Source organism: Paenibacillus sp. MY03 (assembly GCF_002165585.1).
Lineage (GTDB): Bacteria > Bacillota > Bacilli > Paenibacillales > Paenibacillaceae > Pristimantibacillus > Pristimantibacillus agaridevorans.
On record NZ_MXQD01000009.1, the window covers coordinates 139,172 to 154,734 of the forward strand.

Below are 15,563 nucleotides of genomic sequence, written 5' to 3' on the forward strand. Positions count from 1 at the left end.
ATCGAGAGCGGAGGCGGATTGCAATGATATTAAACTGGTATTATCGTTTGATGTTGTCCTACACGCCTATTTTTTTTGTGGTGATTTCTTCGGTAATCATTGTATTCTTTACGACCTTAAACCATCAATCCGAGAGCAGATATCTGGAGACCAATAGATCGATCGTCACGCAGATGATGAAGTATACCGAGGTCAATCTGAAGCTGATTGAACGAAATTCGGTTAGCGCGTTGATAACCGACCAGCATATTATGGATTATTTTTCTCAGCGAACGAAAAATATTTATGATTATTACGTCATTCAAAAGAGATTAATCGAGCTCAAATCCTCCTTTCCTTTCGAAAGCTCCATCTATATGTACCGGGAATCGAATCAAATGATTTTGTCCGATTCCAGTACGTACTCGCTCGATTCTTTCGCCGATAGCAAATTTCTCCGCGATAACATAAGTCAAGCCGAACCAAACAAATGGACGGAACCCCGCGAGTATACGCTGTTTACCAATAACAATGGGCAAAAAGTAGTTTCTCTCATGAAAAAATATAAGTACCCCTCGCAGCAAACGGGAATTATTGTCATTAATATCTACGTCAATTCCATGATGGAATACCTTAATCAATTCGGCGAACTCGAGCAATCGAAAATCCACATTCTCGACTCCGAAAATAAAGAGTTCCACAACGTATCCGACGGTCAAACTCCGGTGTCCAGCTTTCAAACCAAATCGGATTATACCGGGTGGGCCTATTCGGTCGAGAGCGTCAATGCCGCAAGCTTCTCCGCAATCTCTCAGCTGTCAAACATCTGGTTCATCCTTGTCCTCGTCATCATCGTGTTAGCCCTTATCTGGTTTACAATCATCACGCATATCCACTACAAGCCGATCCATAATCTCGTCGAGAAGATCAATTCGTCGATCGGGATTAAAAAGGGCGCAGGCAACGGCATGAAAAGAAGGTCAAACGAATTTAACATCATTGAATCGGCATTCGAAAATTTGCTGCAAAAATCGATGGATTATAACTCCTTGCAGCAGGCGGAGGCCATTCATCGCAAAAGAATTTTTATCCAGGAGCTTATTGCCGGTCAACGCGTTATTAGCGCCTCGGAGTGGGACAACGAGGCTCCCGTGCTGGGACTTCCAATCGACTACGACCGAGTATGCGCCCTTTCTATAGAGATAGACCGATACCATATGTTTTCCGAAAATTACAAACCCAGCGATCAACACTTGCTCAAGTATATCCTGGAAAGCGCCCTCAAGGAATCGGCAAGCGAAAGGAACATAATGCTGCACTTCGCTTGGACGGATCAGCATCAGGCGGCGGTGGTATTGTTTCTTAAAGAATGCGATCTTCCCTATGAAGACAAGATCTATGAGATATGCAACGTATACAAGAATTGGATACAAGACAATCTGGAATTTACCATATCCGTCGGAATAGGCGCATGCGTGGAAAACGTAACTCAAGTCGCGACATCCTATCGCATTGCCGTTTCCCATGTTTGCCTGAAAGCTGTATTTGGAACCAATAGCGTGATTGATCGACTAATGGCCCAGCAAAAGTCGGACATGGATACTTACGTTGTAATGGGCATGATGCCGGAAATGATTCACCTGCTTAGAAAGGGGGATGACGGCTGGCGTGACAAGTTCGAGCAGATGGTCGGCGATCTGCGGGGCAAGAGACTCGGAAGGTCGGAACTAGTCGCCTTTATAACGAGTCTGATGCTGCATCTGGACAAAGAAATATCATTCATGCCGCCGGATATTGTGAATGTATGGGAGAGCAATTATCGTAACCGCTTCGAGAAGCTTGCCAATTTAGCGGAGACGTTGTCGGATTTCTGCCAAGGAGCTGAGGACGTTTTAGGAGAACTGGCCGTGCAATTAAAGCAGCAGCGCGAAAGCAACAGCAACAAATCGATCGCGATGCGAATGAAGGCGTATATCGATCATCATTTTGCGGATTCGGATTTGTCTCTCGTTGCCGTGAGCGATACCTTCGATTTGCCTTCAACCAATGCAAGCATTTTGTTTAAAAAGGAGACCGGAGAGAAGTTTATCGATTACGTCTTAAAGGTTCGGCTCGAGCATGCGCGGAAGCTGCTCGTGGATTCGGATGATGCCATACAAATCATTGCCGAGCGGGTAGGCTACGCACATGTGCTCTCCTTCCACCGGGCGTTCAAGAAAATATTCGGGTTTCCGCCAGGCGAGTACAGAGCTATCTATCGTACGCAACGAAAAGGTTAGGAGAGGGCTGATGCTTAGCGGGTTTTGCGTTCGAAACAGGGGCCTGTTAGCTTTGCAATAAAGGTAAAGACGATTCAAATCAGCTCAAAATCAAGTCGATTTTTGCATGAAAGCTGCTGGTTAGGAGCTTAATTATTGTCAATGTTCAAGCAAGCGGGCTCGATGATACATTAGTGCCTGTAAGCAGAGCCTAACCATGCATGGGCCGTTGGCAACGACTAACTTTAAGGAGGAGGTAGATGGCCATAACAACCAAGCCGGTGCGCAGGACGGCACCACGACTGCCGTTACGCTCCTTGCTCCGAGACTGGCAGCTATACATCTTGATTCTGGTACCCTTGGTGTTTTTCGTAACATTCAAGTACGTACCGATGTTAGGCGCCGTCATCGCGTTTAAGGATTACAACATTTTTAAAGGCATTTGGGATAGTCCATGGATCGGCTTCGAGACGTTTAGGGAAATTTTCCAGATGCAAGGATTTTACCTGGCGTTGCGAAATACGTTCATGCTGAATTTGCTCGATCTGCTGGTCAGCTTTCCTCTTCCCATCCTGCTGGCCATCATCCTTAACGAGCTTCGGGTCCATTGGTTTAAGAGGGGTGCGCAGATGGTGCTGTATCTGCCGCATTTCATCTCATGGGTCATTATTGGAGGCATCGCGATCCAATTGCTCGCGACCAATACCGGTATCGTCAACAATGTATTAAAGTCCTTTAACCTGAGCACCATCCCGTTTTTGACAGATCCGGTGTATTGGGTATTTACGTATCTAGGTATCGGAATTTGGCAAAATGCAGGATGGGGGACCATTATCTACCTTGCGGCTTTAACGGGAATCAACAAGGATCTTTATGAAGCGGCCGATGTAGACGGCGCCAGCCGATTGAGGAAGATATGGCATATCACGTTGCCGGGCATAAAGCCGACCATTATTATTTTGCTCATCATCAATATCGGGCATATGGCCAGCATCGGCTTCGACCGGCCGTTCGTATTAAGCAATCCGCTCGTCACCGATGTTTCGGAGGTCATCAGTACGTACGTGTACAAGACCGGAATCCAATCGGCCCGTTATACAATAGCTACGGCTATTGGACTATTTCAGGCGGTCATCGGTTTGATCTTCCTCCTGTCTGCCGATTTGATTTCCCGCAAGGTCAACGATCAGGGCATATGGTAGGAGGAGATAATCGTGACAAGCTCTAATTATTCCGGCGTTCGAGTGAAGCGGAGCGACAAATGGCTGGATATCGTGCTTATTTTCGTCGTCTCCATTGCAAGCTTGCTTTGTTTGGCGCCCATGGTTCATATTCTGGCCTTGTCGCTGAGCGGTAACAGCGCCATTATGGCAGGCAAAGTGACGCTTATCCCGCTCGATATCGATTTGACGGCTTATAAAGCCGTATTCGGCAATGCTCAGATGATTCGATCGCTTGGATTTACGATAGGCATGGTGTCGTTATTCACTGTAATTGCCATGACCATGACCGTTATGGCTGCCTATCCGTTAACCAAAAAGAATCTCAGAGGGCGGGACTTCTTTCTCTTTGTAATCGTAGTTACGATGTTTTTCAGCGGCGGCATGATTCCGGAGTATCTGAACGTAAAAAATTTAGACCTGCTCGATTCCGTATGGGCTCTGGTTCTTCCGGGCGCCATCAACGCTTTTTATTTGCTCATCGTCAAGACCTTCTTCAGCTCCATCCCGTCGGAGCTGGAGGAATCCGCCAGAATGGATGGCGCCAGCCAGTTCCGAGTGTTGCTAAGCATTATTTTGCCATTATCGCTTCCCGTGTTGGCGACCATCAGCTTGTTTTATGCAGTCGGACGGTGGAACGGCTTTATGGATGCCTTGCTTTACATTACAAACTCTAATTTGTACCCCCTGCAGCTCCGACTTTACGAAATGGTCATGAATAGCCAGGTAAACAGCATGCTCGAGGGCATTGGCACGATCGCGCCAGTCCCCGAAAGTCTTAAGGCGGCATCCATTATGTTTGCCACGATTCCGATTTTGTTAGTATATCCATGGCTGCAGCGATACTTTGTATCCGGGATGATGATCGGCGCAGTCAAAGGATAGTGTTGAAGCAGGATTACAATCATTCAAAGGAGCGGGTCAAATGAATGCAAAGTCCAAAAAGTGGTCAGCCGGGCTAATGGCGGTGGCTGTATCGACATCCATACTTGCCGGATGCTCCGGTAACGATACGGGAGGGAATGAGCCTTCCAGCAAGCCGACAACCAATCCAACTTCCAATCCTGCAACGGAAGCGCCTAAGAGCGATCCCATCACGCTGCGCATCGAGTTGTTCGACCGCAATAATACGCCGGCCGGCGCCCCGCCGATCACGGACAATTTCATGACGAATTACATTCAAGAGAATTTCGGGGATCCGAACAATATTAAAGTCGAATTTGTAACCGTACCGCGGACTCAAGAGGTAGAGAAACTGAATGTGCTGATGGCGGCCAATCAGGCTCCGGATCTGGTTTATACGTATGATACGCCAACGGTGCAGAAATACGTCAAAGACGGCGGTTTGACCGATCTTGGACCTTATCTCGAGCAATTCGGGCAAAACCTGAAAACGGTTTTGGGCGAAACCGTGCTGAATTATGGTAAATTCGAAGGCGTTCAGTACGCGATTCCGGCCCGCCGGGTTCTCTTGCCGGAAAGCACGACAATCATGCGCCAGGATTGGCTGGATGAGGTGGGCTTGCCGATTCCGACAACGACGGATGAATTCTACAATACGCTGAAGGCGTTTAAAGAGAAGAAGCCCGGCAAGTCCGGCGACAAGGTCATTCCTTATAGCAACATCGATCCATTCCATAGCAAGCCGCTTCAATACTCGTTCTGGGAATGGGATAAAATTTCGGATGCCGATCTATACGCGACGCCGGACTGGCTGCTGCCGGGCAACAAGGAAGCGTTCCGCTTCATGAACAAGCTGTATAACGAAGGTTTGATCGATCCGGATTTCCCGTTGACGATGAACAAGGATTTCCAGAAGTTCCAAAAGGACTTGATCAACGGCGTGGTTGGATCGGGCACGGCCAATACGAACGAGCCGGTCTACCAAGGCTACTTGGCCGAGGTGAGCAAAGCAGATGCCAACGCGAAGGTCGTTCCGATCAATCCGTTTACTACTCCTGACGGGAAAACGCCCAAAGCGCTTTATTCGCCAAACGGAATGTACATCTTCGTTCCAAAAACCAGTAAAAACGCCGAAGCCGTAGTCAAGTATCTGGATTGGATGGCCATGCCCGAAAACTTCATTCCGTTGCAAAACGGAACGGAAGGCAAAACCTACGAAATGGTAGATGGCGTGCCGCAAGTGCTTGATAACGAGGAAGCGAAACAAACGCTCTATAACTATACGGACTACGCCATCATTTTGAACGGCAAGCTCGCAAGCTCGACAGACGAGAAACTAAACCTTGCGGTAAACGCATCCGACCCTAATTATAAGGATTTCACCGTCGCCAGCTTCGAGATGGGTACCAAGGACGGCGTGATCAAGCCTAGCGTTACGACGCCGATTCAAGCGGAAATTAAATACGCCACGACTCTTAAAGAGAAGACGGATGAAATTTTCGTTAAAGTCATAACGGCAAAACCGGCAGACTTCGATAAGGTTTACGATAACGAAGTCAACGATTATATGAAAATCGGCGGACAAGAAGTCATGGACGAGAAACGCCAGGCATTCGAAGCCACGAAATAAGAATCGCAGGCATGAACTCGATTCTCCGCCTCGTCGGCGGGGAATCGATCATGCGTACGCGGGAATAGACAGCGACCGACATTGGAAAAGGCGGATGCCACGTAACGGTACATAAATACTTCAGCGAAATGTAAGCGCGTTCATTATTGGAGATTTCATAAAAAGGAGGCAGACTTATCATGTTAACACGATTTAGGAGAAGGACTCTTGCGCAGTTGACGGCTGCCGCATTGGCGGCATCCATCGTTGCTCCGGCATCCCTGTCCATGAGCAGTACGGTTCAAGCCGCTGCAGATGCCGCCCCGGTAACAGCGAACTGGTATACAACATACCAAGACATGGATGGCGTAGGCGCGGCCTATGCCTATACGCCTTCCACACAAATGATGCAGCTCGCATCCGCGGGTCATCAGGATACGGTCAGAAGATTGCTGGATATGACCTTCGACGAGAAGAACGGTACGGGGCATGATATCGTTCGCGTCATGATCGGAGACAACGGAGGCGTCGCCGCAAGCGGTACGGCTGCAAGCCCCGGATTCAACCCCGTAACCTCGTTGCCCGCGGATGTCGCGAATCCGGGATTCGATATAGAGGGCAATCCCATCCCCATGAGGGGGACGGCCGGTCAATACGGCTATAAAATCGATGCCGAGAATCGCTATTACGACGGCAACACCGACAGCATCTGGCCGAACGAGCCGGCGCATGAACCAGGCACGCTGGTGCCGCTCGAGGATTTCGTGTGGAATTATCCATCCTGGAACGAGCCGATCCCGAACGATGCCGGCGGCCCGACCAATCTGCTTAGCGACAAAGGCGCGGATCCCGTTGTCATCAAGAACGCGCCGCGCACAAGGAAGGAATTATTCGACTTCGACCAAGTATGGACGATGCGTCAAGCCATGCAATACGGCGTCGAGACATTCTATGCATGCGTGTGGACGGTGCCCTATTGGATGAGCAACTCCTCATCCAATTCGCCGAGCAAGATTATTCGCAACGATGTGGCCATTATCGATGGCAAGCAAGTGAAAATCTATTATCAGGCGTTTGCCGATTATTTGGTTTATTACGTAAAAGGCATGTGGGAGCAATGGGGGATTCCGATTACCCATGTAGGGCCTTTTAACGAGGTGGACTTGGCGGGCGGAAGCGCGGCTTATGTAACCGAGCTGGTCAACGAATATGTCGGCCCTGCATTGAAAGCAGCCGTAGAACCGGGCGGGGCTCTGTACGATATCCAGAATCCCGACGGCGAAGCCATCGACTTTATCCCTCAGCTCGTTGCGGTGGATGGGACGAACCTTAACGCTTCATTGAGCAGAGGCGGTCAGATGTTCTCCCAAGTCGATGAAGCGACTGCCACGATGAAGAATCCGTTTCTTGACGTGTTTTCGACTCACTTGTACGGTACGACAGGGATCGGCACGGACGAGAACAAGCTGTATCATACGGGCGGCTTCTCGCAGACGCCAATGGATTATACGACGGCGGGCAACTCGTATCCGCAGTATCTGACCAAATACAAGCTTTGGCAGACGGAGTTCATGAACCAGGATACCGGCGACGGTTCCGCCGGCGCCTATACCAATCGGTACGGCAATCAGAACATCAACGACGCGGTGCGTTGGTCCAACCTGATGACCAATATGTTTACAAGCAATCCCGGCTTCAATGGCTTCATCTGGTGGAGCATGTGGGATAACAACGGCGTCGACGGTTCCGACTTGATCCGCTTCGTCACAACGAACTCCCAGCAGGAGCCGGGGCGCATTAGCACATTGACCGGGGAATACCGGATTTTCAAACGGTTTTACAGCTTCGGGCATTTCTCCCGCTTTATGAATCCGGGAGACAAGCGCTTCGATGTAACGCGCGCTCCGGCGCAAGACATTAACATCGTTGGTTTCCGCAGCAATACGGATTTCTCCATTACGATATCCAACGCCAAAAACGACGATAGCATTCAACCGCTGGAGTTCACGCTCAATCAATTCCCGGCAGGCACGTCGAGCGTGACCGTATTCCGGACTTCCGCCAGCGAGAATCAGGAGAAGCTCGGCACGATTCCCGTCGTAAACGGCAAGTTTGTCATCGACATTCCTTCGGCTAGCGTCGTTACGATTGTTCCATCCCAAGGCACATACGCGACTTTTGACAGTCTGGACGGCGAACGCGATATTTTCTCTTCGCTCGAGGCAGAAAGAAACGACAATGACGTGCAAGGAAACGAGGCCGGCCATGCAGGCCGCGCCAATGAAGCCGTCGCTATGGGCAACGACAGCTACCTGGCATACGGCAATATCAACTTTGCGGATGGTTCCGCGAACGGCGGCGTAGTCCGCAGGCATCTGCTTTATCTAACGGCGCAAGCCAAGGCTGTCAATGGAGGCGATCTGGCGGCTTATGTTGTGCCGGTAGGCACGCATGTAGGCGATGCGAACGACATCCGTTCGTTAGGCAGAGAGGTGGCGCGTATTTCGGTGCCGGCCAATAACGGGTACGGCAAATACCAGGATATGGTATCTACGGGCGACCTCAGCGCTTACGGCCATAAAGATTTGTATATCGTATCGGAAACAAGCGGCAGCCCGATCGTAGTCGACCGATTCTTGTTCGGGGCCAACGATTCCGACTGGAGCTCCGCCGCCAACAATTCGACGGTTTCTATACCGGGCAATTTGTTGATTAACGGCGACTTTGATACGGTGAATTCTTCCGATACGAGCAACTGGGCGGCAGGTCGATACGATAACGGCACGTTCCTGCAATCCGTAGCGGGTCCGGAGCTTACCGCGGACACGATTCAAAGCTACACGGGTCTGTCTCGTTATTTAAAGAACAATGCGACTTCGAGAATAGCGGGATCCGCGAAGCTGGCCAACCGGATCGATGCCGATAATCAATACGACGGCATCTGGCAGGACGTGACCGGTACGCTGACTGCCGGAGAAACCTACAACTTCAAGGGACACTTTATGTCCATGAAACATCGTCCGGAGAGCTACGACGTTGCCGCGGACAATCCAGGCGATGTAGAGGTTGCATTGGTTTATTACGATAGCGAGGGCGAACAGCTGGCGCTGACGCCGATCAGCGGCCGCGATATGCCGGAGCCTTATCGGGAGCGCGAAGCCGGGGATGCCGGTTATTGGCAGAACGGTAAATTTATCGGACGGATATTGCAAGGCGGGCCTTTAAACCTGGCTTCGTTCCAGCCTCTTCATGTAAGAGTCGCGGACTGGCATGAAAGCGACAACGAATCTTTTGTCTATCAAGAGCCGGTCGGCACGGCTAAAGTCGTTTTGGCCGCCTATGCCAAGGATTCGAATATCATGTATGCCGATTTGCTTTCTTTGACGCCTCCCGTACTAACGACTTACACGATTTTTGTCGATGGCAGTCTGCCCGTAAGCTTCTCGCAGGATAAGCTTGACTATACGTACACGGTTGCGGGTACGGAAGTGCCGGTCGTGACCGCGTCCTCCAATGATCCAAGCGTGAAGGTCAGCATCGCGCAAGCCGGCAGCGTCAGCGATACGGCAATCATACGCTTTATCAAGGGACAATCGATCAAGACGTTTACGGTAGCGTTCACCAAGACGCAAAGATTCGACTTCGCAGACGGTCTTCCCGATGGCTGGAGCATCGGAAACCCAAGCGGAGAAGCGTTCAGCTTCCATCCGGAGGGGAACGTGACATTGCATACGGTCAAACAGGATCCGCCGTATCCCAATAGCACGAATCTCCTGCAATTGCCGGGATCGGCGGAAGGAAACTGGACGCTGACGGCAAAGCTGACGGTGGACAAACCGCTTAGCGACGCCGCATTAACGAACGCGACGCAGGTCGGCATCGGCATCCGCAAAGCGGAAACCGGCGAATTTTTTAGACTTGCCGCTACTAAATTGGACAACAGCATAAAGGTCGTGAGTTCCGGGTTGTCGGGCTCGACGAATTCCAACAATCAGACCGTCGGAACGAGCTTGAGCGGTACCAATTACTTCCTGCGGGTCGTAAAGACGGGCAACGATGTACAAGGGTATTTCTCGACAAATAACGGGGCCAGCTATACCATTATGAGCGGCAGCCCCGGCGCAACCGTGCCGATCACGTTTACGCCGGATTTCTTTAGAGACGCAAAACTGCTATTATACGGAAATAACTTAAGCGCTTCCGATCTGCAAGTCACATACAACGATATAATCTTTGTGAAGTCGACGGGTTCTTCGGCGATCGGCGCGGATCAGTTGGCGGTTGAGCAGGCAGCCGGACTGATCGGTTCGACCGTCATAGTGCCGAATACAAGCGTTACGCAGCCGGAATTCCTTGCGGCGCTAGCGCAAGACTACCTTAACCAAGACGAGGAGCTGGGGGCGTTAGGCGTTGCCGTCACAGTAGCTGTCGATAACGGTAAATTTGCGTTGACGATTGCAAAAGGCGCAGCGTCGATCCACGTGCATGGAGTCTCGATTACGGTAGACGGCGAAAGCCCGGACACCGCTTCGCCGACATGGGAGCAAGGCAGCGCCCTTGCGGTCTCTAACATAGCGACGACCACGCTTACGCTGACCTGGACCGCCGCGCAGGATAACAAAGGAGTTACGGGCTACAAAATTTATAAAGGCTCCGAGGAACTGGCAGCTGTGGCAGGAGCGGCAAGCTCCTACGACGTCGTCGGATTGGCTCCGGACACCGATTATGTTTTCAAGATCGAAGCTGGAGACGAGGCAGGCAATTGGAGCACGGACGGCCCGACCGCAACGGTCAGGACATTGCCGTCGGCCGACACGACGGCGCCGGTGTGGCCGGAAGAAAGCGTACTTGCGGAATCCGGCGTCGGAACGAGGGAAATTACGCTGACTTGGACGGCGGCCGAGGATGAGTCCGGGATTACGGGGTACAGGATTTTCAATGATAGGGAAGAAATCGCGACCGTGGGCGGAACGATATTGACTTACCGGGTCGAAGGTTTAGCTCCGAATACAGAATACGTCTTTAAAGTAGAAGCCGGAGACGGCGGAGGCAACTGGAGCGCGAACGGTCCTTCGGTTACCGTAACCACGTTGACGGAAACGGATACTGCGGCTCCGACTTGGGCGGAAGAAAGCGCGTTGACGGCTTCCTCCGTATCTACCTACAGTCTCACATTGGCCTGGACGGCAGCTTCCGACGACACGGGAGTCGCGGGGTATAAAATTTTTAATGGCGCTACGGAAGTGGCGGCAGTCGGTGGAGAGGTACGCTCCCATCAAGTGACGGGACTTTCATCGAGCACGGCATATACATTCTCGGTGCAGGCGGGAGACGCAGCTGGCAACTGGAGCACGGATGGCCCGACGGTAAACGCGACTACACAATCCGCGTGGTCGCCGCCGGAAACGACGCCAACACCAACGCCAACACCGACACCGAAACCGACACCAACACCAACACCGACACCGACACCGACACCGACACCAACGCAAACGCCGAAGCCTACGCTTGAGCCCCATAACTTTAAGGATGTTGGCAATGGCAAGTACGACTGGGCGTCTGAAGCGATCGACGAGTTGTATGCGAATGGCGTTATCAAAGGCACGTCCGATACTAGCTTTAGTCCGGACAAAAATATAACGAGAGCGGACTTTGTCGTCTTGCTGGTCAGGGCGCTCGGCTTCGAGGCCGAAACGGACGATGAGGCAAGCTTCCTGGATATCCACACCGATGATTACTATTATGAGGCGTTGCTAATCGCGAAGCGGCTCGGCATCGTAACCGGCGTGGACGGAAGCAACTTTAATCCAAAGAGCGAGATTTCCAGGCAGGATATGATGGTAATCGTCGCAAGAGCGCTCAAGCTCGCCGGTAAATTGCCGTCCAAAGGAACCGCGGAGGATCTAAGCGGATTCCTGGATGCTTCAAGTGTTGCGGAATACGCGCGGGACAGCGCGGCGGCATTGATAAACGAGGGGATTATTAGGGGAGACGGCTCTTCCCTCAACCCGACGGGTTCAACTACTAGGGCGCAGGCGGCTGTAGTTATCTTTAGAATCTATGAAAGATAGATTTATTAACCGCAAGCAAGGTCAATGCTTCACGCGGCGATAAATAAAAAACAAGCACCTATAAGCCGGACACTTTGTAAGGAGTGTCCGGGCTTTACGGCCAATGAATTCCTCGCCAATAATTTCGATGTGGCCGTACTGCCAAAGCAAGAGCGGCAAGCCTCCAATCGCCATATAATTTCGAATCAAGCAGGAATGTGAAAAAAGACGTCGAATACGGTTACAGAAGCTATTCGAACATGAAGGTGGTTGCAGGCGGTTATGCCAATCATACAAGCCGTTGAACGGGCACTGCTCATTCTGGATTTATTCGACGAACGGACACCGGAGCTGAAGATTACGGAGATCGGCGCCCGGATGGGCTTGCATAAGAGTACGGTTCATTCGTTGGTGAGGACGCTGCAGGCTCGCGGCTATATGGAGCAAGACGCTGATTCGGGGAAATATCGACTTGGCTTGCGGCTAATCGAGAAGGGGCAACAGGTGCTGCAATCGATGGACATTAGGCAAGTCGCCAAGCCTAGCCTGGAGCAATTCACGCAGAGGACGGGGCAGACGACACATCTGGTCATATTGGATGGCGACGAAGGCGTATATATTGACAAGGTGGAGGGCGAACTTGCTCCAATTCGATACTCCCGTGTAGGCAGGCGCGTCATGCTGCATACCAGCTCCGTAGGCAAGCTATTAAGCGCTTATCAGCCTGATGCATGGCTTGACGGACTTCTTAAACGATACGAATTCGTTCGCCTTACGGCAAAGAGTATTACCGATGCGGTCGAGTTCCGCCGAGAGCTGGAACTCGTAAGGGAGTGCGGGTACGCTGTCGATAATGAGGAGAATGAGATCGGCGTCAGATGTGCGGCCGTTCCCGTCTTTGATCATCGCGGGCATACGTCGGCGGCCATCAGCGTATCTACGTTACGGTCGCGTGTCGACGATCGAGGGCTGGAGAATCTGATAGCAGAATTGCAACAAACAGCAGCGGAAGTTTCCCGAAGGCTGGGATACAACTTAGGCGATAAAACCCACCTCTAAGCGAGGTCGCTCTTTATTGAGAGACCTCCGTGGAGGTTTTATTATAGCAATATTATAAAACCGTGTACTATATTATAAAACAAGGAGTGGTGTTAATGAGGTTAATTCAGTATTTGGACGGGGATCGGAATGCGCTCGCGGCGGTCGGCGACAATGAAGTGGCTTATAGGCTGCAAGATAAGGATGTCTGGGAGTTGTTCAGCAGGGCGCAGCGGCTCGGCATGACGACGCTCGAGGCAATTGCTGCCGACATAGCGGAAAAAACGCCGTTGCAAGGAGATTGGCGCTCTCTCGAACTGCTTCCTCCGGTGGATGCTCCCGAAGTATGGGCGGCGGGCGTCACCTACCAGCGCAGCCGCGAGGCCCGCAACTACGAAGCGACCGGTGGTAAGGGGGATGCAGGCGCCACTTTCTACGATCTTGTATACGATGCCGAACGACCGGAACTGTTCTTTAAATCTACGTCCGCCCGAACGGTGGGTCCGGGAGGAACCGTCAAGCTTCGCAGCGATTCGACATGGCAAGTGCCGGAGCCCGAGCTGGGACTCGTGCTAAATGCCGAAGGGGATATCGTGGCGTACACGATCGGCAATGACATGAGTTGCCGGGATATCGAAGGAGAGAACCCGCTGTATCTCCCGCAAGCCAAGATTTGGAGGCAGTCCTGCTCCGTCGGGCCCGCCATTCGGCTCGCAGAGACGACTGCGAATCCCTATGACTTGGAGATGAAGCTGCGAATCTATCGCAATGAGGAGATCGTTGTCGACATTGCGGCGAATACCGGAATGCTGAAGCGGAAATTGGAGGAGCTTGTATCCTATCTTAAGAGGGACAATCTGCTGTTCGACGGGACGGTGCTTCTGACGGGCACTTGTCTGGTTCCGCCGGACGACTTCACCTTGCAGCCGAACGATCGTATCGAAATCGAAATTAAATCTATTGGAACGTTAATCAATACAGTAGTCGCCTGATTGCGAAATAAAAGAGGAGGAGTTCAGAATATGGAGGTTGTAAAGAGCTGCTCGAATTACATTGGCGGAGAGTGGATGCCGCCGCAATACGGAGGAACAACGTCAAGCGTCAATCCTGCCAATCGGGAGGAAATCGTGGGCCAAATTCCGTTGTCGACGAAAGAAGATCTCGATAGAGCTGTGGCGGCGGCGAAAGGAGCGCAGGGAGCCTGGCGCAAGCTCGCCGGCTCGCAGCGCGGCGCGTTCTTATTCAAAGCGGCGGATGTGCTGGAAAGGCGACTGGACGAGATCGGCCGCATAATGACGCTGGAGATGGGCAAAACGCTGACGGAAGCAAAGGGGGAAACAGCGCGGGGAGTAGCAATACTGCGATATTACGCCGGCGAAGGCATGAGAAAGATCGGCGATGTCATCCCCGCGACGGACTCCGATGCCTTTATGTTCACAACTCGCGTTCCGCTTGGCGTAGTCGGCGCGATTACGCCTTGGAACTTCCCCGTGGCCATTCCGATCTGGAAGCTGGCTCCTGCTCTGATCTACGGCAACGCTGTCGTGTGGAAGCCGGCTTCCGAGACGGCTGTCACCGCGGCGCTGGTCATGGAATGCTTCCACGAAGCCGGGCTGCCAAGCGGCGTCCTGAATCTGGTCATCGGGAGCGGCAGAGAGATCGGGCAGGGCTTGGCCGAGCATCCCGACGTGCAAGGCATCACGTTTACAGGTTCCAACGGGACCGGGAAGGCTGTGGGACAGGCTGCGTTTGCGCGAGGGGCGAAATATCAGCTGGAGATGGGCGGCAAAAATCCCATCATCGTAGCTGCCGATGCGGATCTGGACCTGGCGATAGATGCGACCATCAGCGGCGGATTCAAGTCCTCGGGTCAGAAATGCACCGCGACGAGCCGCGTGATCGTCGTAAAGGATATCTATGACAGCTTCCGCGACAAACTGGTCGAGAAAGCGGCAACGCTCCGCGTGGGAAACGGCTTGTCGGAGTCGACGTGGCTGGGACCGTGCGCAAACGAGAAGCAATACGAGACGGTTCTCGACTACATTCGGACCGGGGTCGAGGAGGGAGCGACGTTGGCGTTCGGTGGGACCAAGCCCGAGGAGGAGGAGCTTCGCAACGGCTATTATATTACGCCTGCGATATTCGAGAACGTCGCTTCGCGTATGGCAATAGCGCAAGAGGAGATATTCGGACCCGTGCTGGCCTTGATTAAAGCGAATGATTTGGCCGATGCGATTGAACTGGCGAACGATGTTCCATACGGTCTTAGCGCTTCGCTGTATACGAAGGATATCGCCAGCGCGCTGGCTTTTATTCAGGATATGGATGCCGGGCTGATCCGCATTAATGCGGAGACGGCTGGTGTAGAGCTCCAGGCGCCGTTTGGCGGCATGAAAGCGTCCAGCTCCCACACCAGGGAGCAAGGACAGGCGGCAATTGAATTCTATACCTCGATAAAGACGGTATTTATGAAACCGTAATCGACTTCCAGCCATGAGGAGGAGCA

8 protein-coding genes are annotated in these 15,563 nt (G+C 52.1%); all 8 read left to right on the forward strand.

Translation table 11 applies throughout. The annotated features are described in order from the left end of the window. Positions 1 to 23: 23 nt before the first annotated feature. The 8 genes from B1748_RS11120 (at position 24) to gucD (ending at position 15,537) form a co-directional block, all read left to right on the forward strand. On the forward strand, positions 24 to 2,258 hold the full coding sequence (locus B1748_RS11120) for an AraC family transcriptional regulator (protein ID WP_087567969.1): 2,235 nt from the start codon (positions 24 to 26) through the stop codon (positions 2,256 to 2,258). Positions 2,259 to 2,497: 239 nt separating this feature from the next. After that, positions 2,498 to 3,439 (forward strand): ABC transporter permease, encoded by a 942-nt coding sequence (locus B1748_RS11125; RefSeq protein WP_087567970.1) that lies wholly within the window; start codon positions 2,498 to 2,500, stop codon positions 3,437 to 3,439. Positions 3,440 to 3,451: 12 nt separating this feature from the next. Continuing rightward, entirely contained in the window at positions 3,452 to 4,342 is an 891-nt protein-coding gene (locus tag B1748_RS11130) for a carbohydrate ABC transporter permease (RefSeq protein ID WP_087567971.1), read from the forward strand. A gap of 40 nt (positions 4,343 to 4,382) precedes the next feature. After that, the gene (locus B1748_RS11135; RefSeq protein ID WP_087567972.1) at positions 4,383 to 5,990 is read left to right on the forward strand and encodes an extracellular solute-binding protein; all 1,608 of its coding nucleotides are present in this window, start codon (positions 4,383 to 4,385) and stop codon (positions 5,988 to 5,990) included. Positions 5,991 to 6,169: 179 nt separating this feature from the next. Then, a complete protein-coding gene (locus tag B1748_RS11140; protein WP_087567973.1) occupies positions 6,170 to 12,040 on the forward strand; it encodes an S-layer homology domain-containing protein in 5,871 nt (1,956 codons plus the stop codon). Positions 12,041 to 12,301: 261 nt separating this feature from the next. Beyond that, complete coding sequence (locus B1748_RS11145) at positions 12,302 to 13,078, forward strand: IclR family transcriptional regulator (protein WP_087567974.1); 777 nt, start codon at positions 12,302 to 12,304, stop codon at positions 13,076 to 13,078. Between the two features lie 95 nt (positions 13,079 to 13,173). Beyond that, the gene (locus B1748_RS11150; protein WP_087567975.1) at positions 13,174 to 14,049 is read left to right on the forward strand and encodes a fumarylacetoacetate hydrolase family protein; all 876 of its coding nucleotides are present in this window, start codon (positions 13,174 to 13,176) and stop codon (positions 14,047 to 14,049) included. Between the two features lie 30 nt (positions 14,050 to 14,079). Continuing rightward, complete coding sequence (gene gucD, locus B1748_RS11155; protein WP_087567976.1) at positions 14,080 to 15,537, forward strand: alpha-ketoglutaric semialdehyde dehydrogenase GucD; 1,458 nt, start codon at positions 14,080 to 14,082, stop codon at positions 15,535 to 15,537. Positions 15,538 to 15,563 lie beyond the last annotated feature (26 nt).

What these genes read in the sequence shown, in the direction of transcription:
- B1748_RS11120 (WP_087567969.1), top strand. Translation starts at nt 24, where the DNA reads ATGATATTAAACTGGTATTATCGTTTGATGTTGTCCTACACGCCTATT.
- B1748_RS11125 (WP_087567970.1), top strand. Translation starts at nt 2,498, where the DNA reads ATGGCCATAACAACCAAGCCGGTGCGCAGGACGGCACCACGACTGCCG.
- B1748_RS11135 (WP_087567972.1), top strand. Translation starts at nt 4,383, where the DNA reads ATGAATGCAAAGTCCAAAAAGTGGTCAGCCGGGCTAATGGCGGTGGCT.
- B1748_RS11140 (WP_087567973.1), top strand. Translation starts at nt 6,170, where the DNA reads ATGTTAACACGATTTAGGAGAAGGACTCTTGCGCAGTTGACGGCTGCC.
- B1748_RS11145 (WP_087567974.1), top strand. Translation starts at nt 12,302, where the DNA reads ATGCCAATCATACAAGCCGTTGAACGGGCACTGCTCATTCTGGATTTA.
- B1748_RS11150 (WP_087567975.1), top strand. Translation starts at nt 13,174, where the DNA reads ATGAGGTTAATTCAGTATTTGGACGGGGATCGGAATGCGCTCGCGGCG.
- gucD (WP_087567976.1), top strand. Translation starts at nt 14,080, where the DNA reads ATGGAGGTTGTAAAGAGCTGCTCGAATTACATTGGCGGAGAGTGGATG.